Origin of the sequence: Diaphorobacter sp. J5-51 (assembly GCF_001023515.1) — a bacterium.
GTDB classification, from domain to species: Bacteria; Pseudomonadota; Gammaproteobacteria; order Burkholderiales; family Burkholderiaceae_C; genus Diaphorobacter; species Diaphorobacter nitroreducens.
Genome location: NZ_JSYI01000054.1, coordinates 54280 through 76953 on the forward strand (window position 1 = coordinate 54280; position 22674 = coordinate 76953).

The following is a 22674-nucleotide window of genomic DNA, read 5'->3' on the forward strand; positions in this document are numbered from 1 at the left end:
CGCGGCCCTGGTTACCGTTGCTGGAGCAGCGCGGACGCTGGCAGCAGCCTGAAAGCCAGCGACGCCAGCGCCAGCCAGGCGGCGATGCACAGCAACACCGCGCGGTAGGGCTCCAGCCCGGCGCTGGTGGCCCAGCCGGCCACGGCGCCGGTCAGCGATTGCATCAGCGCCACCCCCAGAAACATGGCCATGGTGTAGAGCGACAGGGCGCGCCCCGTCTGTTCGTTGGGGTAGGACGAGCGCACGTCGGCATACTGCAAGATGCTGTAGCCTGACAGCAGCCCCATCGCGATCATCAGCGCCACCGTGGCCTGGGCGTTGTTGACCCAGGCCATGATGGCGAACAGGCCGGCCATCGACAGCGAAGCGCGGCCCACCCAGGTGCGGCGCCGGGCGGGGCCCGGGTCCATGCGGCCGAAAGCGGCGGGGGTGAACAGCGCAATCAGCGACAACACCAGCGCCACGTTGCCACTGTCCACCAGCGAAAAACCGTAGCGGTCGATCAGCAGAGGCCCCAGCCACAGGCCGCGCAGCGACAAAAAGGCCGCATAGCACGACATGCCGAGGATCACGATGCCCCAGGTGTGTGGCACGGTAAAGAGCCGTCCCATGCCCGTCAGCGCCTCCCCCCAGCTGCTGGCTGGACGGTGTGCGGTATCGGCACGTACCGGTTCATGCACCAGCGCATAAATCAACAGCCACGACAGCAGGCTCAGGCCAGCCAGCAGGCCAAAGCCGGCACGCCAGCCCCAGTGCTGCACCACCCAGGCCAGCGGTGTGCCGGTGAACAGCAACCCCAGCCCGCCCAGGCCCATGCTCAGGCCCGAGAAAAAGGCAAACCGGTCGGCCGCGAAATAGCGCGCAATGAACAGCGTGCAGGCCACGAAGGCGGGTGAATAGCCCACCCCGATCAGCACCTGACCGACCATCAGCCAGCCATAGCTGGGCGCCAGCGCAGACAGGGCCGCGCCAGCGATGCCCAGGGGCGCAGCCACCAGCACCGTACGGCGCAGGCCGTAGCGGTCCAGCGCGATGCCCATCAGCAGTTGCGCAATGCCGAACGACAAACCAAACAGTCCGGCAAACGCCCCCAACGAGGAAGCCTGCAGGCCGAAATCTGCCTGCAGGCCCTGGGCCACGATGGCGGTGGTGGTGCGGTAAGCCTGGCTCAGCGCAAAGCCCGACAGCAGCGTGAGCAGCATGACCCACAGCGGTTGTGTACGGGAGAGTCTCATCGAGGGAAGAATGACGGTAGGGGCACGCCGGTGATTGTGCCGGCGCGCGGCAGAGCTGCAGGCACGAAACCGGAGCGGGCCTTCAGACCCTCGCCAGGCGCTGCAGCGCCCGTGCGTGGCGCAGCAAGGTCTGCTCGGCCTGCGCCAGGACCGGTGCATCGACCATGCGGCCGTCGAGCACGCACACGCCGCCACCCGCCTGCTCCAGCGCCTGCCGCACGCGCTGCGCGTAGGCCACGGCAGCCTCATCGGGGTCGAAGGCGGCATGGAGCACCGGTACCTGCGCCGGGTGGATGCACAGCTTGCCGCCAAAGCCCATGCGCCGCGCGCGCTCGGCATCGCGGCCCATGCGCTCGGGATTGCGCGTGTCCACCGTCACGCCGTCGATGGGCGCGGCCAGCCCCGCGCGGCGCGAGGCCAGCACCAGGGCCATGCGCACGGGCAGCAACTCCTGTTCGTCTTCGGCGCAGGCCATGCCTGCGTCCACCTGGAAGTCGAGGTGCCCGAAGGCCAGCCGCGCTACCTGGGGCGCGGCAGCCAGCGCGTCGGCGGCGGCCAGGCCCGCCACGCTTTCCACCAGCGGCACCAGCGCGGCGTGCAGGCCGGCGGCCTGGGCCACGGCCTGCAGGGCCTGCGCGCGCTCGGCCTTGGGCACCACGGCGCCGGCCAAGCCCTGGGCGGTGAGTTGTGCCAACGCCTGCAGATCGGCCGCAAACCAGGGGGTTGCCTCGCTGTTGATGCGCACCAGCAGCCGTGCGCGCTGCGGGGCCGGCAGGGCGGCCAGCGCGTCGGCCAGGGCGGTGCGGGCGCGTTCCTTGTCGGCGGGGGCCACGGCGTCCTCCCAGTCTGCAATCACCAGGTCGGCGCCGCTGGCCAGGGCCTTGGGCAGCCGCTCGGGTTGGGTGGCGGGAACGAAGAGGAAGGAGCAGGCGTGGCGCACGGAGTCGGTCATGGGAAGCAGGGAGGCGGGAACAGCGCGGGTCAGGCGTATTCGGAGATTTCGATCAGGTTGTGGTCCGGGTCGCGCACGTAGACCGAGCGGATGGGGCCGCGCGCGCCGGTGCGCTGCACCGGGCCGCACTCGATGGCAATGCCGTGCTCGGCCAGGCGCTGCTGCACCTGCGCCAGCGGGATGGACGCAATGAAGCACAGGTCCAGCGCGCCCGGCAGGGGGTGCAGGGCCTTGGGCTCGAACTCGCGGCCCTGGATGTGCAGGTTGATCTTCTGCCCGTTGAACACAAAGGCCTTGCGGCCTTCGCCAAAGGTCTGCAGCGCCATGCCCAGCACGGTGCAGTAGAAGTGCACGCACTGCGCTTCATGGGCGGTGGTGAGCACGAGGTGGTCCAGTCGGTCGATCATGGGGTGCCTTGTGGTGCAAGCGCCCCAGCCGGTAGCGTGCCAGCCGGGGCAAACCGGGCGAGATTACTCCGCGCTCACGCCGGCGGCCTTGATGACCTTGTCCCAGCGCGCCACCTCGGCTTCCAGGTGCTTGCGCAGGCCTTCGGGCGTGGCCTTGTCGGGCGAGACCAGGTCGGAGCTCAACTCGGCGATGCGCTTTTTCACGTTCTCGTCCTTGATCGCCACGTTCAACGCCTTGTTGAGCTTCTCGATCACGTCCTTGGGCGTGCCCTTGGGGGCGTACATGCCGTGCCACACCTTCACGTCGAAGCCCTTGAGGCCCTGCTCGTCCAGCGTGGGAATGTTGGGCATGGATGCCAGGCGCTGCGGCGTGGTCACGCCGAACACCTTGGCGCGCTTGCCATCCCGGATCACCGGGGCGGTCTGCGTGGTCTGGTCGCACAGCAGGTCCACCTGGCCGCCCATCAGGTCGTTCATGGCCGGGCCGGCGCCCTTGTAGGGCACGGTGGTCAGCTTCACGCCCACCTGGTGCATGAACAGCATGCCGCACAGCTGCGACACGGCACCCACGCCTGCGTTGGCCAGCGACACCTTGTCCTGGTTCTTCTTCACGTAGTCCAGCAGCTCGGGGAAGGTGTTGGCGGGGAAGTCCTTGCGCGACAGCAGCGTCATGGGCACGTCCAGCACCTGCCCGATGTACTCGAAGTCCTTGAGCGGGTCATAGGGCAGCTTCTTGTACAGCGCCGGGGCCGTGGCCATGCCCATGTGATGGATCAGGATGGTGTAGCCGTCGGGCTTGGAGCGCACGATGCGCGCGGGCGCCAGCGTGCCGCCCGCGCCCACGGTGTTCTCCACCACCACCGTCTGGCCCAGCGACTGGCCCATGGGCACGGCCAGCAGGCGCGCCACCACGTCGGTGGGGCCGCCGGCGCTGTAGGGCACGACCAGGGTGACGTTCTTTTCAGGCCAGGTGTTGGCGGCGGCAGGGCCGCCCAAGGCCATCGCCGCGCAGGCCGCGGCGATGGCGCCGAAGGTGGTGCGCCGGGAAATCGGGATGAAGCGTGCGGTCATGCGTGTGTCTCCTTGTCGGTGGTGGTGAAGAGGGCGTCTTCTGCGCCCCTGGGGGAATCATGGGCCGCGGCGCAGGCGGGACCGCCGGTCAGCCCAGCAGATGCTGCGTGCGCGGCCACTCCTGCACTTGCCACAGGCGCTGCACGGCCGCCCGGGCCTGCGCATCGGACACCGCGCCGCCGTAGGCGGCCAGGCGCAGGGCCTTGGCCGTGAGTTCCTCGCGCGAGAGGGTGTTGCCGGGGTCGCCCTTGGGCTCTTCCACACGCCCGGCCAGCGTGCGGCCGTCGGTCGTCTGCACGGTGACTTTGCCGATCCAGCGCTGCGGGTAAGCGGCGTCCACCTCGGGGTCCAGCACCATGCGCACCTTCTCGCGCAAGGTCACAGTGTCCGGGGCCAGGAACTGCTCGTCGAATTCGGTCAAACCCGCATGGCCAAAGCGTGCGGCCAATGCCAGCACCGTGCCCATGGAGAATTTGCTCTGGTGCACCGTGGTGGGCGAGACCACCGGTCCCAGCACGTCGATGGCACCCTGGTGCACATGGCAGGTCACCTGTGCGATGTCGGCGGGCGCCAGGCCGTGCTCGCGCATCACCTGCTGCAGCGCGTCGGCCGCGGGGTGCGTATGGCGGCACGAGGCATGCCACTTGAACGATGTCTCGGCCGTGGCCCAACGGGTGCCCAGGCCCTCGGTGAGCTTGGCCGGGTTGGCATCGCTGGACATGCCCGCGGCCAGGCCCTGCGGCCCGGTGAAGATGTCCTGCGCGCCGGTGAAGCCGTCCTGGGCCAGGTAGGCGGCCATCAGGCCGGCCGCGGCGGCGTGGGCCGTGTGCAGCTGCTTGCTGTCGGCTGCGGTGCGCAAAAATTCCCACAGCCCCGCCGACTGCGTGCCGGCCGAGCCAAACGCATGCTGCATCTGCGCGGGCGTGAGCTCCAGCAGGCGCCCCACGGCAGCGGCTGCCGCCAGCGTGCCGGCCGTGGCCGTGGTGTGGAACACCTTGTAATGGCTGCGGCCCAAGAATTCGCCCACGCGGATGCCGACCTCATAGCCCGCCACGCAGGCCGCCATGAGCTGCGCGCCGCTGGCGCCGATGCTTTGCGCCACGGCCAGCGCGGGCGGAAAGACCACGGCCGCCGGGTGGAACACCGAGCCGTTGTGCACATCGTCCTGCTCGGCCACATGGCTGGCCGCGGCGTTGGCCAGCGCGGCCATCATGGGGCTGCTGGTGGCGCCGTGGCCGATCACCTCGGCCGGGCCGCTGGCAGGGCCTTGCGACAGGGCAAAGCGCGTGATGCTGGCCACGGGCCGCGCGCGGCAGCCGGCCAGCACGGAGCCGAACCAGTCCACCCACAGGTCTTCGGTGCGGCGCTGCACGGGTGCGGGCACGTCGCTCCATTGCAGCGTGGCGGCAAACTGGGCCAGGGGATGGATGGTGACTTGGGTTTCTTGCTTCATTTCGGGCTCCCGGGCAGGCGTATCAAGCGCTAGGGCCTGTTCACACTATTTTTGCCAGTGCGAATGGCGTGAAAACCGCGCCAATCTAGGCGCGTGACGACGCCAAGGCCGGGGCCTTGGCTAGGAGGGCAACGACGAATGGCGCGGTTCTCACTCCGTTCCCTCCGGGTTGCGATCAAAAAGGGCCATTCGCGGCGTTGCCAAGCCTCGCTGGGGTAGCACCCCAGCTTCGTTTGGCGCCTTGCGCCTGGCCCTTTTTGATCGCAACGCATCTGGCAAAAATAGTGTGAACAGGCCCTAGCAGCTATGGTTTTTGCGTCAAAGAGGTTGCGGTGCCTGCAGGGCGTCGATCTGCTCGGCGCTCCAGCCCAGCTCGGCCAGGATGGCGGCGTTGTGCTGGCCCACGGCAGGCACGGCGTCCATGCGGTAATCGAACGCGCTGTTCACGCCGGGCGGCAGCAGCGCCGGGATGCGGCCCACGGGGGAATCCACTTCGCTCCAGCGTTGGCGTGCGGCCAGCTGCGGGTGCGCCCACAGGTCGGCCATGTCGTTCACGCGGGCGTTGGCGATGCCCGCCTGGTCCAGCCGCTCGACGACCTGGGCGGCGCTGAGCGTGGAGAACTCTTGCAGGATCAGCGCCTGCAGCGCGTCGCGGTGGGCGTTGCGCTGGCCGTTGCTGTCAAAACGCGCGTCCGTGGCCACTTCGGGGCGCTGCAGCACGGCGTCGCAAAAGGCCTTCCATTCGCGCTCGTTCTGCAGGCCCAGCATCACCGTCTTGCCATCGCCCGCCACGAACGGGCCATAGGGGTAGATGCTGGCGTGCGATGCGCCGGTACGCGGCGGCGGCGGCGCGCCGTCAAAGGCGTAGTACATCGGATAGCCCATCCACTCGCCCATGGCTTCGAGCATGGACACATCGATGTGGCTGCCCTCGCCCGTCTTGCCGCGCAGCAGCAGGGCCGACAGGATGTTGGTGTAGGCATACATGCCCGCGGCGATGTCGGCCACCGAGATGCCGGACTTGGATGGCGTCTCGGGCGTGCCCGTGACGGAGAGGAACCCCGCCTCGCTCTGGATCAGCAGGTCATAGGCCTTCTTGTCGCGGTACGGGCCGTCCGCGCCGTAGCCGCTGATGTCGCACACGATGAGCTTGGGGTTGTGCGCCTTGAGCGCTTCGTACGACAGGCCCATGCGCGCGGCCGCGCCCGGCGCGAGGTTCTGCACCAGCACGTCGGCGGTCTTGAGCAGCTGCAGTAGCGCGGCCTTGGCCTGGGGCTGCTTCACATCGAGCGCCAGGCTCTCCTTGCTGCGGTTGATCCAGGTGAAGTGCGACGACTGGCCCTTCACGCGCTGGTCGTAGCCGCGCGCGAAGTCGCCGCTGCCGGGGCGCTCCACCTTGATGACGCGCGCGCCCAGGTCGGCCAGCTGGCGCGTGCAGAACGGCGCGGCCACCGCGTGTTCCAGCGAGACGACGGTGATGCCGTCAAGGGGGCGGATGGTTTTTGTCATGGGTCAGTCGTTCCCTGTACGAGCGCGGTGAGCGGCGCTTGCGACCGGCGCAACCCAACCTCAGGGACACCGAGGAAGGGCCGCCCCGCACCGAGGGTGTCGTCCCCCTCCCGCAAAGCGAGAGAGGGGGAAGGCGCGCAGCGACTCAGGGGGTGTTGCATTTAAAACGAACGGGGCAAGCCCAGGATGTGCTCGGCCACGTAGCTGTAGATCATGTTGGTCGAAATCGGCGCCACCTGGTACAGGCGCGTCTCGCGGAATTTGCGCTCGATGTCGTACTCGCACGCGAAGCCAAAGCCGCCGTGGGTCTGCAGGCAGACGTTGGCCGCTTCCCAGCTGGCCTTGGCCGCCAGGTACTTGGCCATGTTGGCCTCGGCGCCCGCGTTCTGGTGGGCGTCAATCTTCTCGCAGGCCTTCCAGCGCATCAGGTTGGCGGCTTCCAGCTCGATGAAGGCATCGGCAATCGGGAACTGCACGCCCTGGTTCTGGCCGATGGGGCGGTTGAACACCACGCGCTCCTTGGCGTATTTGCTGGCCCGGTCGATGAACCAGTAGCCATCGCCAATGCACTCGGCGGCGATCAGCGTGCGCTCGGCGTTCAGGCCGTCCAGCAGGGTCTTGAAGCCCTTGCCTTCTTCGCCCAGCAGCGCGTCCTCGGGGATCTCGAGGTTGTCGAAGAACAGTTCGTTGGTCTCGTGGTTGACCATGTTCAGGATGGGGCGCACGGTGAGGCCGTTGCCAATCGCCTGGTGCAGGTCGATCAGGAAGCACGACAGGCCGTCGGAGCGCTTTTTCACCTGGTCGGCGGGCGTGGTGCGGGCCAGCAAAATCATCAGATCGCTGTGCTGGATGCGCGAGATCCAGACCTTCTGGCCGTTGATGACCCAGCGGCCGTCTTTCTTGACGGCGCTGGTCTTGAGCTTGGTGGTGTCGCTGCCCGTGGTGGGCTCGGTCACGCCCATGGACTGGATGCGCAGCTCGCCCGAGGCAATCTTGGGCAGGTATTTCTGCTTTTGCGCTTCGCTGCCGCTGCGCACGATGGCGTTCATCACGTACATCTGGCCGTGGCAGGCGCCGGAGTTGCCGCCGCTGCGGTTGATCTCTTCCATGATGACCGAGGCCTCGGCCATGGTCAGGCCCGAGCCGCCGTACTCCTGCGGAATCAACGCGGCCATCCAGCCGGCCTGGGTCAGGGCGTCGACAAAGGCCTCGGGGTAGCCGCGGGCCTCATCGATCTTGCGGAAATATTCGTCGGGGAACTGGGCACAGAGGGCGCGCACGGCGTCGCGGATTTCCTGGTACTGGTCGGGCTGGTGGATCATGGTGGTTTTCAAGTGTTTTTGGTCTCTGACGCTGATGTGGTAAGCGCCAGCAGCTATGGATTTGGTAGTTTTCAGGCCAGCGTGGCGGTGCCCTGCATGGTCAGCCAGCCCTCGTGGTCCTGGGCCCACAGCTCCACGGTCTTGCCATCGGCCGACGGCTTGCCGTGCACGCTGAACGGGTGCAGGTCGAAGGTGGGGCGCACGGCGCGGAAGTCGAACGTGAGCACCTGCGCACCGGGCAGGCTGCGGCGCAGCAGGTCCAGCAGCAGCGTGGCGATCAGCGGGCCGTGCACGATCAGGCCGGGGTAGCCCTCGACCTCGGTCACGTACTTGCGGTCGTAATGGATGCGGTGGCCGTTGAAGGTGAGCGCGGAGTAGCGAAACAGCAGCACGGCGTCGGGCACGATGGTGCGCGACCAGGCGGCCTGGCCCTCCAGCTGCGGCTTTTGCGGCGTGGGCGCCGGGTCGCCGGGCTGGGCGGCGCTGCGGTAGACGATGTCGTGCTCCTCGGTGAGCGCCAGGCCCTGCGCGTTGCGGTACTGGTGCTCCACCAGCACGAAGAGCAGCTCACCCGAGCGCCCGGCCTTGTGCTTGACGGACTGGATGGTGGAGGTGCGCTGCACCTGCTGGCCCACCTGCAGCGGGTTGGCACCATCTCCCTGCATTTCCCAGCGCAGGCGCCCCCCCGCCCACATGCGGCGCGGCAGCGGCACGGGCGGCAGAAAACCCCCGCGCTTGGGGTGCCCGTCCGGGCCGATCTCGCTCTGGCGCGCATGCGGCAGGAAGTACAGCCAGTGCCACAGCGGCGGCACGGTGGTGCCGGGGGCGGGCGCAGGGTCGTCGCGGTCCAGCGTGGCCGACAGCGCCGCGATGGGCGTGGCCGTGAGGGTGTCGCTCAGGGTTTCGCTTTGGCCCTGCCAGGTCTGCAGGTGCGCGAGCTGGGCGGTGTCGATGGTGGGTTCGGTCATGGTCGCCATCGTGCGGTCTGGCCGACACCCGCGCAATCCGCGTTTGTGAAAGCGCCTCTTCGTCGCCCATGAAGCCCCCGGGGTCTTCGCGCCGCTTTCATGGGGCCGAAGCCCGCCCTTGCGATTGCCGAATAGCGCGGGCGGCCCTTTGCCGTCATGCTCGCAGCCATTGATTTCCTATCGCAAACAAAGGACGACAGACATGGCGCAGAAGATGGTGCAGGACAAGGTGGTGGTGGTGACGGGGGCTGGCGGCGGCATCGGGCGCGACATGGCGCTGGCGCTGGCCGCCGCCGGGGCCAAGGTGGTGGTGAACGACATCGGCACCTCCACCACGGGCGAAGGCACCGACGCCGGCCCCGCGCAGAAGGTGGTCGAGGAGATCAAGGCCGCTGGCGGCCAGGCCGTGGCCAACATGGACAGCGTGGCCGAGGCCGCTGCGGCGGGCCGCATCATCCAGTGCGCGTTGGACCACTTCGGCCGCATCGACGGCGTGGTCAACAACGCGGGCATCCTGCGTGACCGCTTCTTCCACAAGATGAGCCTGGACGAGTGGGACGCCGTGCTCAAGGTGCACCTGTACGGCAGCTACTACATGAGCCGCGCGGCCGCCAACCATTTCAAGGAGCAGGAGAGCGGCGCCTTCGTGCACATGACCTCCACCTCGGGCCTGATCGGCAACTTCGGCCAAGCCAACTACAGCGCGGCCAAGCTGGGGCTGGTGGCGCTGTCCAAGTCCATCGCGCTGGACATGCAGAAGTTCCACGTGCGCTCCAACTGCATCGCGCCCTTTGCGTGGAGCCGCATGATCGGCTCGATCCCCACCGACACGCCCGAGCAGCAGGCGCGCGTGGCCAAGATCCAGCAGATGACGCCCAACAAGATCGCCCCGCTGGCCGTGTACCTGCTGTCGGACCAGGCCCAGGACGTGAACGCCCAGGTCTTCGCCGTACGCAACAACGAAATCTTCCTGATGAGCCAGCCGCGCCCCCTGCGCTCGGTGCACCGCAGCGAAGGCTGGACGCCCGAGTTCATCGCCGAGCACGGCATGCCCGCGCTCAAGGCCTCGTTCGTGCCCATGGAGCGCTCGGGCGACGTGTTCTCCTGGGATCCTGTGTAAGCAGGGAACAACCCCCTGAGGCGCTGCGCGCCTTCCCCCTTCTCTCGCATCGCTGCGCGCTGCGGGAAGGGGGACGCCACCAGCGCGGCGGGGCGGNGCGGCCAGCCCAGGCCCTTGCGCGGTGGCCGCTGGCCTGGGGACGCGCCAGTTGCATGGCGCGCTGGCAATACACAACCTTATGGACAACTGAGATGGCCATTGACTATCACCACCTGAAGGCGCGCGATTTTGGCGTGATCCGCCAGACGTACACCGAGCGCGACACCATGCTCTACGCGCTCAGCCTCGGGCTGGGCAACGATCCGCTGAACGCCAGCGCGCTGCCCTTCGTCTACGAGGGGCTGGAAGGCGGCCTGCGCGCTCTGCCGTCGCAGGCCGTGGTGCTGGGCTACCCGGGCTTCTGGGCGCGCGAGGCGGACACGGGCATCGACTGGGTCAAGCTTCTGCATGGCGAGCAGCGCATGCGCCTGCACCGCCCGCTGCCCGCGAGCGGCGAGGTCGTGGGCCACAACCGCATCACGCACCTGACCGACAAGGGCGAGGGCAAGGGCGCCATCATGGTGACCGAGCGGCGCCTGGAAACCGCCGCCGGCGAGCTGCTGGCCACCGTGCAGCAGGTGACCTTTCTGCGCGGGGATGGCGGCTACAGCCAGCAGGGCGGCGGCCAGCCCAGCGACGCACCGCTGCCCGCGCTGCAGCCCACGCCGCAGGACCGCGCGCCCGACTTCACCGACACCCAGCCCACCCGCCCCGAGGCGGCGCTGCTCTATCGCCTGATGGGCGACTACAACCCGCTGCACGCCGACCCGGCCGTGGCCGCCAAGGCAGGCTTCGAGCGCCCCATCCTGCACGGGCTGGCCAGTTACGGCCTGGTGGCGCACGCGCTGCTGCGCCAGTGCTGTGGCGGCGATCCCGCGCGCCTCAAGGCGCTGGACATCCGCTTTGCCGCCCCGGTGTACCCGGGCGAGACGTTGGTGACCGAGATCTGGCGCGTGCCCGGCCAACCGACGCAGGTGCAGCTGCGCGCCCGTGTGCTCGAACGCGACAAGGTGGTGCTGAGCCACGGCTTCGCCGAACTGGCGTGAGCTATCAAAAAGTGAGCTGCCGGCGCTTCATAGGTAAGCGCTGGAGCTCGTTCTGAATCAAAAACCCTGGAGCACGCCATGAGCGCACCCCCCGTGTTGACCTCCGTGCAGGACGGCATCGGCACCATCACCCTGAACCGTCCCGAGGCACGCAACGCGCTCAACCAGGCCATGCGCCCAGCCCTGGCCGCCGCCATCGCGCAGATGCGCGACGACGCGCAGGTGCACGCGGTCATCCTCACCGGCGCGGGCGGCGCGTTCTGCTCGGGCGGCGACATCTCGGCCATGCTGGACACCAGCCGCACCGGCCTGGCCTTTCGCAAGGGCATGCGCGAGCTGCACCAGTGGTTCCCCGAACTCGTGAACCTGGAAAAGCCCGTGATCGCCGCGGTGGACGGCCCGGCCTTCGGCGCGGGCCTGAGCCTGGCGCTGGCGGCCGACTTCGTGCTGGCCACGCGCCGCGCCAAGTTCTGCGCGGTGTTCGGCCGCATCGGCCTGATCCCCGACCTGGGCGCGATGCACCTGCTGCCGCGCATCGTGGGCCAGCAAAAGGCCAAGGAGCTGGTCTTCACCGCGCGCACCGTCGATGCCGAGGAAGCCAAGCAACTGGGCATGGTGTTCGACATCGTGGACGACGCCACCGCGCTGACCGAGGCCGCGTTGGCGCTGGCACGGCGCTTTGGCGAGGCCTCCACCGCTGCCATCGGCATGGCCAAGACCATCATGAACCAGTCCTTCGAGAGCGACGCGCGCACCATCGCCGAGCTGGAGTCCTATGCGCAGTCTGTGTGCCGCGGCTCGGCATACCACCAAGAGGCGGTGCAGCGCTTCAAGGACAAGCAGCCCATGCGCTTCGACTGGGATAAATCGAAATGACTCCCCCCTGTGTCGCCTGCGGCGCCATCCCCCCAGGGGGACGACGCCAGTGGCCGGGCGAAGCCCGCTCCACGGCGTCCGCTGGCATGGCCTGCTCCGCGGCCATCGGACCGGTGCCGTCGCGCCAGTTTCATGGGTTGCGGGTGGCGCGCTGCGCCATGGATGACTGATATGAGCGCATTGGCCGAACGCTTGCAGGCACTGATCCGCCCCGGCGACACGCTGTGGTGGGGCCAGGCCACGGCCGAGCCGCTGACGCTCACACGCGCCGTGGTGCAGCAGCGCCACGCGCTGGCGCAGGGCGGGCGGCTGCGCGTGTTCGTGGGCATCGGCGCGTCGGACACGCTGCAGCCCGGGCAGGCCGACGCCATCGATTTCTTCGGCTATGCCGCGGGCGGGCCGCACCGCGCCCTGGCCCAGGCCGGCGTGCTGGACATCCTGCCCAGCCACTATTCCCATCTGCCGGGCCTGATCCGCGCGGGGGTGCTGCCGGCCGACGTGGTGCTGCTGCAGGTGTCGCCGCCCGATGCGCTGGGCCGCTACAGCCTGGGGCTGGTGCAGGAATACCTGCCCGCCGCCATCGAGCGCGCGCGCGTGGTGATTGCCGAGGTGCACCCCGACGTGCCCTGGACGCACGGCGGCCTGCACCTGCAGGCCAGCGACTTCGCGCTGCTCATCGACGCCGAGCACCCGCCGCTGGACCAGAGCCGCAGCGCGCCCGGCCCGGTGGAGCAGGCCATTGCGCGCCATGTGGCGGGGTGGGTGGAAGACGGCGCCACGCTGCAGCTGGGCATCGGCAACCTGCCCGAGGCCGTGCTGGCCGCGCTGCACGGCCACCGCGACCTGGGCCTGCACAGCGGCGCGGTGGGCGACGGCATTGCGGCCCTGGCCGAGGCCGGCGTGCTCACCAACGCCAGGAAGAGCCTGGACACCGGCGTGGGCATTGGCGGCATCCTCATGGGCGGCGAGAAGCTACGCCGCTGGGCGCACCGCAACCCACAGATCGAGCTGCGCGGCACCGACTACACGCACGACCCAGAGGTGCTGGCCGCCAGCCACAAGCTCACCGCCATCAACGCGGCCATCGAGGTGGACCTCACCGGCCAGATCAACGCCGAGGTGGCCGCCGGCTGCTACGTGGGCGCCGTGGGCGGCGCGGTGGACTTCCTGCGCGGCGCCGCCCGCAGCAAAGGCGGCCTGCCCATCGTGGCGCTGCCCGCCACCGCCAAGGGCAAGACGCGCATCGTGGCGCAGCTCTCGGGCCCGGTGAGCACGCCGCGCAGCGACGCGGGCCTGATCGTCACCGAGCATGGCGTGGCCGACCTGCGCGGCCAGACGCTGTCGCGCCGCGTGCGCCGGCTGATCGACATTGCCGCCCCCGAACACCGCGCCGACCTGGAGCGCCAGGCCCACGACACGCTGCGCCGCTGTGGCGCGGTATTTCAAATTTGATAGCTATTAGCGCATGTCAGATAAGCGCTAGCGGCCATTTTCATTCATATTTCAAGGAGCAACACCATGCGCAGAGCCGCCATCGTCACCCCCGTCCGCACCCCCGTCGGCACCTTTGGCGGCAGCCTGCGGCCCGTGCCCGTCGAGGAGCTGGCCGCCACCACCGTGCGTGCCGTGGTTGAGAGAAGCGGCATCGACCCCGCCCGCATCGACGACGTGGTCATGGCCCAGTCGTACGCCAACAGCGAGGTGCCCTGCGTAGGCCGCTGGGCCGCGCTGCAGGCAGGGCTGCCGGTATCGGTGCCCGGCATGCAGCTGGACCGGCGCTGCGGCGGCGGCCTGCAGGCCATCGTCACCGCCGCGATGATGGTGCAAAGCGGCGCCGCCGACGTGGTGATTGCCGGTGGCGTCGAGAGCATGAGCAACATCGAGTACTACAGCACCGACATGCGCTGGGGCGCGCGTTCGGGCAATGTGCGCTTTTACGACCGCCTGGACCGCGGGCGCGAGCGCTCGCAGCCGGTGGAGCGCTTCGGCAAGATCTCCGGAATGATCGAGACGGCGGAGAACCTGGCGCGCGACTATGGCATTACGCGCGAGGAGGCCGATGCCTTCGCGCTGCGCAGCCACCAGCGCGCGGCGGCCGCCTGGGAGGCGGGCCGCTTTGCCGACGAAATCGTTCCCGTGCAGGTGCCGCAGCGCAAGGGCGAGCAGGTCACGTTTGCCCGCGATGAGGGCTTTCGCGCCGACGTCACGCCCGAGAGCCTGGCCAAGCTGCGCGTGCTGATGCCGAACGGCACCGTCACCGCTGGCAACGCCAGCCAGCAAAACGATGCCTCGGCTGCCTGCCTGATCGTGGCCGAGGACAAGCTGGCCGAGCTGGGCCTCACGCCCATGGCCACGCTGGTGGGCTGGGCGGCCGCGGGCTGCGAGCCATCGCACATGGGCATCGGCCCGGTGCCGGCCACGCAAAAGCTGCTGGCGCGCCTGGGCCTGAAGATCGACGACATGGACCTGGTGGAGCTCAACGAGGCCTTCGCCTGCCAGGTGCTGTCGGTGCTCAAGGGCTGGGGCTGGCAGGACCAGGACGCCATCGAGCACAAGCTCAACGTCAACGGCTCGGGCATCTCGCTGGGCCACCCCATAGGCGCCACCGGCGTGCGCATCCTGGCCACGCTGCTGCACGAGCTGCAGCGCCGCAAGGGCCGCTACGGCCTGGAGACCATGTGCATCGGCGGTGGGCAGGGGATTGCGGCGGTGTTTGAGCGGGTGTAAATCCGCTAGCTGCGGGGCCTGCGGGAAAACCCTCTCCAAGCAGGCCTGAAGCCCGGCTTCGGCAAAAGCAGATTCACACCAGGCCCGCCGGGGGGCACCATCGCGGCCGTTGCTCACGCGCCGCACCACGGGTGCGTGGCCGTTCCGCCGGGGCAGTTCGCGCGTGCAACGCAGCCCCCGGCCCCCCAAGACTGACAGGAGACATTTTCATGACCGCATCCCCCCGCCGCCTCGCCCTGGCCGCCCTGGCGCTGGCGCCTTTTGCCCTTGCGCTGCCCGCCGCCGCGCAGGACGGCCAGCCCGTGCGCCTCATCGTGGGCTATGCCGCGGGCGGCCCCGTGGACCAGGGCGCGCGCCTGTTTGCGCCGGCGCTGTCCAGGGAACTGGGCATGCCGGTCATGGTGGAGAACAAGACCGGTGCCAACGCCACCATTGCCGGCAGCGAGGTGGTGCGCGCCAAGCCCGATGGCCTGACGCTGTGGTTTGCCGCCAGCCCCACCATCACCATCAGCCCCAACGTGATGACCAAGATGCCGTTCGACCCGGCCAAGGATCTGACGCCCGTGGCGCCCATCCTGAGCTACTACAACGTGCTGGTGGTCAACAACAACGAGCCCTACAAGAGCGTGCGCGAGCTGGTGGCTGCCGCCAAGGCCAGCCCCGGCAAGCTGGCCTACGGCTCGGCGGGCGTGGGCGGCTCCAACCACCTGGGCGCGCTGCTGTTTGCCAAGCGCAGCGGCATCGACATGAACCACATCCCGTACAAGGGCAACGCCCCGGCGATGACGGACGTGATCGGCGGGCAACTGAACATGATGCTGGACATCATCAGCACGGCCAGCACCTACATCCACAGCGGCAAGGTACGCGCCATTGCCGTCACCTCGCCGCAGCGCAATGCCTCGCTGCCCGACGTGCCCACGTTCGCCGAGTCGGGCATCGAGGGCCTCAAGGGCTTTGACGTCGGCGGCTGGTATGGCGTCTATGGCCCCAAGGGCATGTCGCCCGAGCTGGTGGCCAGGCTCAACAAGGCCGTCAATGCCGCGCTGCAGCAGCCAGACCTGAAGAAGCGCTACAAGGAACTGGGCTACGACGAGTGGACCGGCGCGCCGCAAAAGCTGGCCGAGCGCGGCGCACAAGAGCGCGCCATGTGGGCCACGGTGACCCAGGGCATCACCGTGGATTGAGATGGCAGAGCGCATCCATCACCTGCTGGACCGCTGGCTGGCCGAGGCGCCCGCGCGGCCCTTCATTCATCTGCCGGACGGCCGCAGCCTGAGTTTTGCCGACCTGGGCGCGCACACCGACACGGCCGAGGCCGAACTGCGGGCCCTGGATGTGCGCCCTGGCGACCGCGTGCTGGTGGTGGCCGAGAACTGCCCCGAGCATGCTGCGCTGATCCTGGCCTGCAGCCGCGTGGGCGCCTGGTCCTGCGGCGTGAACGCACGCATGGCACCGGCCGAGATCGACGCCTTCGTCGACAAGGCCGATGCGCGCGTGGTGTTCTTCACGGCTGCGGCATCGCGCAGCGCCGCCGCGCATGCCCAGCGCTTCGCGGCGGTCGATTCCGCGCTGCCGGGCATGCAGCACGGCGCGGTTCTCCAGGACGCGCAGCCCGAGGCAGGTGCGCTGCGCGATACGGTCGCCTCGCTGATCTTCACCTCGGGCACCACGGGCCAGCCCAAGGGCGTGATGCTCACGCACGATGCGCTGATCCACTTTGCGCGCGTGTCGGGGGCATCGCGTGCGCTGGGTCCGCAGGACCGCAGCTACGCCTTTGTGCCCATGACCCACATCTTCGGTCTGGGCACGGCGCTGCTCAGCTCGCTGCTGGCCGGTGCGCAGCTCGTGATGCGCCCGCAGTTCGATCCCGACGACCTGCTGGATGCGCTGGCCCACCATGGCGTGTCGCAGCTACAGGGGCCGCCCGCGCTGTTCTCGCGCCTGCTGGCGCATCTGCAGGAGCGCGGCATCCAGCGGCCCGAGGCGCCGGCGCTGCGCTACCTCTACACCGGGGCGGGCCCGCTCGACCTGGCGCTCAAGCAGCGCGTGGAGGCCGCCTTCGGCCAGGCGCTGCACCACGGCTACGGCCTGTCGGAATACGCGGGTTCGGTGCACCTCACGCGCCTGGGCGAGCAGCGGCCCGACACCAGTGCCGGCTACGCCGTGGCCGAGGCCGAGGTGCGTGTGACCGACCCGGCCACGGCCGCGGTGATGCGCGAAGGTGGCTGGTACGCCAGCGGCGACCTGGGCGAGATGCATGCCGACGGCGCGCTGTTCGTCGTGGGGCGTCTGAAGGAAATGATCATCCGCTCGGGCTTCAACGTCTACCCCGCCGAGGTGGAAACCGCGCTCAACACCCACCCCAGCGTGCAGCGCTCGGCCGTGGTGGGCCGCACGGTGGAGGACGGCAACGAGGAGATCGTGGCCTTTGTGGAGTTGCGCCCCGGCGCCGCGCTGGATGCCGATGCCATGCAGTCCCATTTGCGCGAGCTGCTCGCGCCCTACAAGCGCCCGTCCCACATCGTCGCCCTGAGCGAACTGCCCACCAATACCAATGGCAAGGTGCTCAAGCGCACCCTGAAAGACCAGGCCTTGGGCCTGACCACCTGAACGATAGGAGACACACCATGCATTCCACCCCCTCCCGCCGCAACTTCATCGCCGGCAGCCTGCTTGCCGCCGCCCATCCGCTGGCGGCGCTCGCGGCCGACCCCTGGCCCAGCAAGCCCGTGCGTTTCATCGTGCCGTTCCCGCCCGGCGGCCCGGTGGACACCACCGCCCGCGTCTTCAGCCACAGGCTGTCCGAGATCTGGAAGACGCCCACCGTCATCGACAACCGCGCCGGCGCGGGCGGCGTGGTGGGCGCCACGGCCGCCGCCAAGGAGGCACCCGACGGTTACGGCCTCTTCGTGGGTGCCATCCACCACTCGGTCAACCCCTCGTTGATGGGCAAGCTGCCCTACGACATCGAGAAGGACTTCGCGCCCATCAGCTTCGCGGCCATGTTCCCCGTGTTCATCGTGGCGCACCCCTCGGTGCCGGCCAACACCATCCAGGAGCTGATCGCGCTGGCCAAGAAGGGCACGCCGCTGGCCTATGGCTCGTCGGGCAACGGGGGCGGCACGCACCTGGCGGGCGAGCTGTTCAACATGGAGGCGGGGACCAAGCTGCAGCACATTCCCTACAAGGGCAGCGCCCCCGCGATGAACGACCTGCTGGGCGGCCAGGTGCAGCTCATGTTCAGCGACGCACCCACGGCGCTGCAGCACATCAAGAGCGGCCGCGTGAAGGTGCTGGGCGTGGCCAGCCGCCAGCGCTCGGCCATGCTGCCCGACGTGCCCACGGGCGTGGAATCGGGCCTGCCGGGCTATGAGGCGTATTCGTGGGCCGCGCTGTTCGCGCCCGCCAAGACGCCCCAGGCCGTGCTGGACAAGATCAACGCCGACTTCAACACCGCGATGAAAGACCCCGCCGTGCGCCAGCGCCTGCTGGACGCCGGCGCCGAGGCCGATCCCGGCACGCAGGAGCAGATGCGCCAGCGCCTGCGCGGCGAGCTGGACAAGTGGGCCAAGGTCATCAAGACGGCGGGGATCACGCCGGGGTGATGCCGCGGCGAAGACGCCCTTTCAGATTGTCGAATTGAAGTGATGCGGTGGCCGGGGCATGCTGTGCCTCGTACTCCGAAGACTCGAAGAATCCCATGCACCTGAGCGCACAGACCCACTACCAGGCCGAGCTGGATGCCGGCCGCTTTTGCCTGCAGCACTGTCCGCAGTGCAAGAACCACGTATTCACGCCGCGCGAGCTGTGCCCGCATTGCGGCGCCAGCCCGCTGCGCTGGGTGCGCGCCAGCGGCCTGGGCACCGTGTATTCCGCCACCACCATCGCACGCAAGGCGGACGCGGGGGGCAACTACAACGTCGCGCTGATCGATCTGGATGAAGGCGTGCGCATGATGAGCCGCGTGGAGGGCGTGGCGCCCGAAGACGTGCGCATCGGCCAGCGGGTGCAGGCCCGCGTGGCGCAGAAGGACGGGCGCGGCCTGGTGCTGTTCCAGCCCGCAGCGCAAGGGGGTGCCGCATGAGCCGCGTTCCGCAATCCCCCCTGGACGCCGCCGCCGTGAACCGGCCGCTGCGCGGCCGCGCAGCCATCGTCGGCGCCGCCACCTACGGCTGCGGCGAGGCGCCGGGCATGGACGACATGACGCTGCTGGTGCGCGCGGCGCACGCGGCCGTGGCCGACGCGGGGCTGACCATGCAGGACATCGACGGCCTGGCCACCTGCAGTGTGAACGCCAGCATGTGGACCATGCCGGTGATCGAACACCTCGGCATCAACCCGACCTATGTGGACGGCACGATGATCGGTGGCTCCAGCTTCATCGCCCACCTGCTGCCCGCCATCCGCGCGCTGGAGGCCGGGCAGTGCAAGGCCGTGCTGGTGTGCTACGGCAGCGCGCAGCGCTCGGCCACCTTCGGGCGCAAGGAAAGCGTGGCCGCACGCCGCTTCCTGGACCCGCAGCCGTACGAATTCCCGTATGAGCCGGTGCTGCCCGTGTCCGCCTATGCGCTGGCCGCCGCGCGCCACATGCACGAATTCGGCACCACGCGCGAACAACTGGCCGAGGTGGCCGTGGCCGCACGTGCCTGGGCGCAGCAGAACCCCGAGGCGTTCATGCGCGACCCGCTCACCATCGAGGATGTGCTGGCGGCCCGGCCCATCGCCAGCCCGCTCACCGTGCGCGACTGCTGCCTGGTGACGGACGGTGGCGGCGCCCTGGTGCTCACCCGCGCCGAGCGCGCGCGCGACCTGCCCAATCCGCCCGTCTATGTGCTGGGCAATGCCACGGCGATCTGGAACCGCCAGATCTCCTGCATGCCCGACCTGACGACCACCGCGGCAGCGCAGTCGGGCGCCCAGGCCTTCGCGATGGCGGGTTTGCAGGCCAAAGACATGGACATGGCCCAGGTCTACGACGCCTTCACCATCAACACCCTGCTGTTCCTGGAAGACCTGGGCTTCTGTGCCAAGGGCGAGGGCGGCGCCTTCGTGCAGAACGGCGGCATCGCGCCCGGCGGGCGCCTGGCCGTGAACACCAACGGCGGCGGCCTGTCGTGCGTGCACCCGGGCATGTACGGCATCTTTGCGCTGATCGAGGCCGTGCGCCAGCTGCGTGGCGAGGCGGGCGCGCGCCAGCTATCGCGTCATGACACCGCCGTGGTGCATGGCAACGGCGGCACGCTGTCCAGCCAGTCCACCGCCGTGCTCGGCACCGCCGACACCCTCTGAACCCGCATACCGAAGAAAGAACCCTCATGATCCGCGACCCAGACATCCTGGAAGCCCTGCTCGACAGCGTGCGCCGCTTTGTGCGAGAACGCCTGGTGCCGGCCGAGAACGAAGTGGCCGAGACCGATGAAATCCCCGAGTCCATCGTGCAGGAGATGCGCGAGCTGGGCCTGTTCGGCATGACCATTCCCGAGAAGTTCGGCGGCCTGGAGCTGACGATGGAGGAGGAGTGCCGCGTACTGTTCGAGCTGTGCCAGACGGCGCCGGCCTTCCGCTCGATCATCGGCACCACCGTGGGCATCGGCTCGCAGGGCATCCTGATGGATGGCACGCCCGAGCAGCAGGCCCAGTGGCTGCCCAAGCTGGCCACCGGCGAGGTCATCGCCTCGTTCGCGCTGACCGAACCCGAGGCGGGATCGGACGCCGCATCGCTGCGCACCACGGCCATCAAGGACGGCGACCACTACATCGTCAACGGCACCAAGCGCTACATCACCAATGCGCCGCACGCCGGCATGTTCACGCTCATGGCACGCACCAACCCGGCCGACAAGGGCGCGGGCGGCGTGTCCTCGTTCATCGTGGACGCCAAGACGCCCGGCATCAGCTTTGGCAAGTACGACAAAAAGATGGGCCAGCGCGGCGCCCACACCTGCGACGTGATCTTCGACAACGTCAAGGTGCCGGCGGCCAACCTCATCGGCCTGCAGGAGGGCCGCGGCTTCAAGACCGCCATGAAGGTGCTGGAAAAGGGCCGCATCCACATCGCCGCGGTGGCGGTGGGCGTGGCCCAGCGCATCCTGCGCGACGCACTCGCATATGCCCTGGAGCGCAAGCAGTTCGGCCAGCCCATCTGCGACTTCCAGCTGGTGCAGGCCATGCTGGCCGACAGCCAGGCCGAGCTGTACGCCGCCGAGTGCATGACCATCGACGCCGCGCGCCGCCGCGACGACGGGCACAACGTCTCCACCGAGGCCTCGTGCGCCAAGATGTTTGCCACCGAGATGTGCGGCCGCGTGGCCGACCGCGCGGTGCAGATCCTGGGCGGCGCAGGCTACATGGCCGAGTACGGCATCGAGCGCTTTTACCGCGACGTGCGCCTGTTCCGCCTGTACGAGGGCACGACGCAGATCCAGCAGATCATCATCGCGCGCAACATGGTGCGTGAGGCGCGCGCCGCATGAGCGGGGCTCCGCCGCTGGTGGACCGCAGCGCCTTCATGCGCCTGATCGGCGCCGCGCAGGTGCCGGCGCCGCCGGGCAAGGTGCAGGTGCGCCTGCCGCACCTGCGCGAGGAACTGCTCAACCAGTTACCCGCTGCGCATGGCGGCGTGGTCATGGCGCTGCTGGATTCCGTGATGTCGCGCGCCGCGGGCGAGCTGCCCGAGGCGCCCTCGCAGACCGCGGTGACGGTGGAGATGAGCAGTCGCTTTCACCGCCCGGGGCGCGGCGCGCTGCTGGCCGAAGGCTGGGTGGTGCATGCCACGCGCAGCCTGTGCAGTTGCGCGGGCCAGCTGCTGGACGAGGACGGCCAGCTCGTGGCCACCGCACACGGCACCTTCAAGTACTGGCTTGCGCCGACCACGCTTGATTCAAAAAAGTGAGCTGTTAGCGCTTGTCTAGCAAGGGCTAGAGGCCAATTTCATTCAAAGATCGCACGGGCCGCTGCCCCTCCGGCGGTCACTCCAGCTGCAGCCGCCCCTGCGCATCGGCCACCAGCAGGTCCACCAGTTCCTGCGCAAAGCTGGGCAGGGCCTCCATGCTGCGCACGCAGATCTGCATCTCGCGCACCGACCAGGCGTCCGACAGCGGCACGATGGCGATGTCCATGGCCTGCGCATGGCGGCTGGCGGCGGACTCGGGCAGCACGCCCACGCCCACGCCGGCCTCGATCATGCGGCAGGCCGTCTCGAAGTTGCCGACCTGGATGCGCAGCTTGATCGGGCGGTGCAGCTGGTCGCTGGCGTGGCGCAGGAAGGCATGGATGGCGCTGGATTCGTGCAGCCCCACGTAGTCCAGCTCCAGCGTGTCGGCAAAGTCGATCTGCATCTCGCCGTCGAGGGCATGGCCCTTGGGGACCACCAACACCAGCCGGTCGCGGCGGTAGGGCAGGGTCTCCAGATTCTCGGTGCGCACCAGGCCGGCGACGATGCCGATGTCGGTCTGCCCCTCGGTCACGGCGCGCACGATGTCGTGCGACAGGCGCTCGCGCAGGTCGATGTTCACGTCGGGGTTGCGGCGCAGGAAGTGCCGCAGCACCGGCGGCAGGAATTCGCCCAGAGAGGTGGTGTTGGCGAACACGCGCACATGGCCCTTGATGCCGCGCACGTATTCCTGCATGTCGCCGCGCAGGTGTTCGATCTGCCCGAGCACCATGCGCGCGTGGGACACGAAGGCCTGGCCCGGCGGCGTGAGCGTCACGCCCTGGCTGGTGCGGTACAGCAGCTTGGTGCCGATGCTTTCTTCCAGGTTCTTGATGCGCGTGCTGGCCGCCGGCAGGGAGATGAAGGAGAGTTCCGCGCCGCGCGTCATGCTGTTGGCGTCGGCGATGTGCACCATGAGGCGCAGATCCACAAGATCGAAATGCATGGCCATGGCCGGCATTGTAGAAAGCGCTGGATACCATGGCGGCCCTGCGTGAACGCCAGCTTTCACAAA

At 69.0% G+C, this 22674-nt stretch carries 21 protein-coding genes; 12 read left to right on the forward strand and 9 right to left on the reverse strand.

What is annotated here, in order from left to right:
- Positions 1–11 precede the first annotated feature (11 nt).
- The 8 genes from OX89_RS07600 to OX89_RS07635 form a co-directional block, all read right to left on the reverse strand.
- Positions 12–1235: an MFS transporter gene (locus tag OX89_RS07600; RefSeq protein WP_047350153.1), complete on the reverse strand. Its 1224-nt coding sequence runs from the start codon at positions 1233–1235 to the stop codon at positions 12–14.
- Between the two features lie 82 nt (positions 1236–1317).
- Positions 1318–2187, reverse strand: coding sequence for a CoA ester lyase (locus OX89_RS07605; protein WP_047350154.1), 870 nt, complete (start codon positions 2185–2187; stop codon positions 1318–1320).
- Between the two features lie 29 nt (positions 2188–2216).
- Positions 2217–2594, reverse strand: coding sequence for a VOC family protein (locus OX89_RS07610; RefSeq protein ID WP_047350155.1), 378 nt, complete (start codon positions 2592–2594; stop codon positions 2217–2219).
- A 63-nt stretch (positions 2595–2657) separates the two neighbouring features.
- A complete protein-coding gene (locus tag OX89_RS07615; RefSeq protein WP_047350156.1) occupies positions 2658–3665 on the reverse strand; it encodes a tripartite tricarboxylate transporter substrate binding protein BugD in 1008 nt (335 codons plus the stop codon).
- Between the two features lie 88 nt (positions 3666–3753).
- Entirely contained in the window at positions 3754–5118 is a 1365-nt protein-coding gene (locus tag OX89_RS07620) for an MmgE/PrpD family protein (RefSeq protein ID WP_047350157.1), read from the reverse strand.
- Positions 5119–5436: 318 nt separating this feature from the next.
- Positions 5437–6627, reverse strand: a complete 1191-nt coding sequence (locus OX89_RS07625; protein ID WP_047350158.1) for a CaiB/BaiF CoA-transferase family protein — start codon at positions 6625–6627, stop codon at positions 5437–5439.
- A 161-nt stretch (positions 6628–6788) separates the two neighbouring features.
- On the reverse strand, positions 6789–7949 hold the full coding sequence (locus tag OX89_RS07630) for an acyl-CoA dehydrogenase family protein (protein WP_047350159.1): 1161 nt from the start codon (positions 7947–7949) through the stop codon (positions 6789–6791).
- 71 nt (positions 7950–8020) lie between these two features.
- A complete protein-coding gene (locus tag OX89_RS07635; RefSeq protein ID WP_047350160.1) occupies positions 8021–8926 on the reverse strand; it encodes a MaoC family dehydratase N-terminal domain-containing protein in 906 nt (301 codons plus the stop codon).
- Between the two features lie 193 nt (positions 8927–9119).
- On the opposite strand from OX89_RS07635, the gene OX89_RS07640 reads away from it, so the two are divergent.
- The 12 genes from OX89_RS07640 to OX89_RS07695 all read left to right on the forward strand — a co-directional run bounded on the left by OX89_RS07640 (position 9120) and on the right by OX89_RS07695 (position 21620).
- Positions 9120–10037 (forward strand): SDR family NAD(P)-dependent oxidoreductase, encoded by a 918-nt coding sequence (locus OX89_RS07640; protein WP_011803589.1) that lies wholly within the window; start codon positions 9120–9122, stop codon positions 10035–10037.
- A gap of 191 nt (positions 10038–10228) precedes the next feature.
- The gene (locus OX89_RS07645; protein WP_047350161.1) at positions 10229–11122 is read left to right on the forward strand and encodes a MaoC family dehydratase; all 894 of its coding nucleotides are present in this window, start codon (positions 10229–10231) and stop codon (positions 11120–11122) included.
- Positions 11123–11200: 78 nt separating this feature from the next.
- On the forward strand, positions 11201–11998 hold the full coding sequence (locus tag OX89_RS07650; RefSeq protein WP_047350162.1) for an enoyl-CoA hydratase/isomerase family protein: 798 nt from the start codon (positions 11201–11203) through the stop codon (positions 11996–11998).
- A gap of 171 nt (positions 11999–12169) precedes the next feature.
- Positions 12170–13450 (forward strand): acetyl-CoA hydrolase/transferase family protein, encoded by a 1281-nt coding sequence (locus OX89_RS07655; RefSeq protein WP_369799264.1) that lies wholly within the window; start codon positions 12170–12172, stop codon positions 13448–13450.
- A gap of 66 nt (positions 13451–13516) precedes the next feature.
- Positions 13517–14725, forward strand: coding sequence for an acetyl-CoA C-acetyltransferase (locus OX89_RS07660; RefSeq protein ID WP_047350164.1), 1209 nt, complete (start codon positions 13517–13519; stop codon positions 14723–14725).
- Between the two features lie 209 nt (positions 14726–14934).
- Positions 14935–15912 carry a tripartite tricarboxylate transporter substrate binding protein gene (locus OX89_RS07665; protein WP_047350165.1) on the forward strand — a complete coding sequence of 326 codons (978 nt, stop codon included), beginning with the start codon at positions 14935–14937 and terminating at the stop codon, positions 15910–15912.
- Position 15913: 1 nt separating this feature from the next.
- Positions 15914–17338, forward strand: a complete 1425-nt coding sequence (locus OX89_RS07670; protein WP_047350166.1) for a class I adenylate-forming enzyme family protein — start codon at positions 15914–15916, stop codon at positions 17336–17338.
- A gap of 17 nt (positions 17339–17355) precedes the next feature.
- Positions 17356–18333: a tripartite tricarboxylate transporter substrate binding protein gene (locus OX89_RS07675; RefSeq protein WP_047350167.1), complete on the forward strand. Its 978-nt coding sequence runs from the start codon at positions 17356–17358 to the stop codon at positions 18331–18333.
- A gap of 95 nt (positions 18334–18428) precedes the next feature.
- Positions 18429–18812, forward strand: coding sequence for a Zn-ribbon domain-containing OB-fold protein (locus tag OX89_RS07680; RefSeq protein ID WP_012655250.1), 384 nt, complete (start codon positions 18429–18431; stop codon positions 18810–18812).
- Positions 18809–20017: a thiolase gene (locus OX89_RS07685; RefSeq protein WP_047350168.1), complete on the forward strand. Its 1209-nt coding sequence runs from the start codon at positions 18809–18811 to the stop codon at positions 20015–20017. The genes OX89_RS07680 and OX89_RS07685 overlap by 4 nt, the downstream gene beginning before the upstream one ends.
- Before the next feature lie 26 nt (positions 20018–20043).
- On the forward strand, positions 20044–21201 hold the full coding sequence (locus tag OX89_RS07690) for an acyl-CoA dehydrogenase family protein (protein ID WP_012655252.1): 1158 nt from the start codon (positions 20044–20046) through the stop codon (positions 21199–21201).
- Positions 21198–21620, forward strand: a complete 423-nt coding sequence (locus OX89_RS07695) for a PaaI family thioesterase (protein ID WP_011803600.1) — start codon at positions 21198–21200, stop codon at positions 21618–21620. The genes OX89_RS07690 and OX89_RS07695 overlap by 4 nt, the downstream gene beginning before the upstream one ends.
- A gap of 76 nt (positions 21621–21696) precedes the next feature.
- Here the strand turns inward: OX89_RS07695 and OX89_RS07700 are convergent, their stop codons facing one another.
- Positions 21697–22611, reverse strand: a complete 915-nt coding sequence (locus tag OX89_RS07700) for a LysR substrate-binding domain-containing protein (protein ID WP_041838923.1) — start codon at positions 22609–22611, stop codon at positions 21697–21699.
- Between the last annotated feature and the right edge of the window lie 63 nt (positions 22612–22674).

What these genes read in the sequence shown, in the direction of transcription:
- OX89_RS07645 (WP_047350161.1), top strand. Translation starts at nt 10,229, where the DNA reads ATGGCCATTGACTATCACCACCTGAAGGCGCGCGATTTTGGCGTGATC.
- OX89_RS07660 (WP_047350164.1), top strand. Translation starts at nt 13,517, where the DNA reads ATGCGCAGAGCCGCCATCGTCACCCCCGTCCGCACCCCCGTCGGCACC.
- OX89_RS07640 (WP_011803589.1), top strand. Translation starts at nt 9,120, where the DNA reads ATGGCGCAGAAGATGGTGCAGGACAAGGTGGTGGTGGTGACGGGGGCT.
- OX89_RS07610 (WP_047350155.1), bottom strand. Translation starts at nt 2,594, where the DNA reads ATGATCGACCGACTGGACCACCTCGTGCTCACCACCGCCCATGAAGCG.
- OX89_RS07695 (WP_011803600.1), top strand. Translation starts at nt 21,198, where the DNA reads ATGAGCGGGGCTCCGCCGCTGGTGGACCGCAGCGCCTTCATGCGCCTG.
- OX89_RS07650 (WP_047350162.1), top strand. Translation starts at nt 11,201, where the DNA reads ATGAGCGCACCCCCCGTGTTGACCTCCGTGCAGGACGGCATCGGCACC.
- OX89_RS07620 (WP_047350157.1), bottom strand. Translation starts at nt 5,118, where the DNA reads ATGAAGCAAGAAACCCAAGTCACCATCCATCCCCTGGCCCAGTTTGCC.
- OX89_RS07635 (WP_047350160.1), bottom strand. Translation starts at nt 8,926, where the DNA reads ATGGCGACCATGACCGAACCCACCATCGACACCGCCCAGCTCGCGCAC.
- OX89_RS07700 (WP_041838923.1), bottom strand. Translation starts at nt 22,611, where the DNA reads ATGGCCATGCATTTCGATCTTGTGGATCTGCGCCTCATGGTGCACATC.
- OX89_RS07600 (WP_047350153.1), bottom strand. Translation starts at nt 1,235, where the DNA reads ATGAGACTCTCCCGTACACAACCGCTGTGGGTCATGCTGCTCACGCTG.
- OX89_RS07655 (WP_369799264.1), top strand. Translation starts at nt 12,170, where the DNA reads ATGAGCGCATTGGCCGAACGCTTGCAGGCACTGATCCGCCCCGGCGAC.
- OX89_RS07675 (WP_047350167.1), top strand. Translation starts at nt 17,356, where the DNA reads ATGCATTCCACCCCCTCCCGCCGCAACTTCATCGCCGGCAGCCTGCTT.
- OX89_RS07665 (WP_047350165.1), top strand. Translation starts at nt 14,935, where the DNA reads ATGACCGCATCCCCCCGCCGCCTCGCCCTGGCCGCCCTGGCGCTGGCG.
- OX89_RS07670 (WP_047350166.1), top strand. Translation starts at nt 15,914, where the DNA reads ATGGCAGAGCGCATCCATCACCTGCTGGACCGCTGGCTGGCCGAGGCG.
- OX89_RS07680 (WP_012655250.1), top strand. Translation starts at nt 18,429, where the DNA reads ATGCACCTGAGCGCACAGACCCACTACCAGGCCGAGCTGGATGCCGGC.
- OX89_RS07605 (WP_047350154.1), bottom strand. Translation starts at nt 2,187, where the DNA reads ATGACCGACTCCGTGCGCCACGCCTGCTCCTTCCTCTTCGTTCCCGCC.
- OX89_RS07690 (WP_012655252.1), top strand. Translation starts at nt 20,044, where the DNA reads ATGATCCGCGACCCAGACATCCTGGAAGCCCTGCTCGACAGCGTGCGC.
- OX89_RS07625 (WP_047350158.1), bottom strand. Translation starts at nt 6,627, where the DNA reads ATGACAAAAACCATCCGCCCCCTTGACGGCATCACCGTCGTCTCGCTG.
- OX89_RS07685 (WP_047350168.1), top strand. Translation starts at nt 18,809, where the DNA reads ATGAGCCGCGTTCCGCAATCCCCCCTGGACGCCGCCGCCGTGAACCGG.
- OX89_RS07615 (WP_047350156.1), bottom strand. Translation starts at nt 3,665, where the DNA reads ATGACCGCACGCTTCATCCCGATTTCCCGGCGCACCACCTTCGGCGCC.
- OX89_RS07630 (WP_047350159.1), bottom strand. Translation starts at nt 7,949, where the DNA reads ATGATCCACCAGCCCGACCAGTACCAGGAAATCCGCGACGCCGTGCGC.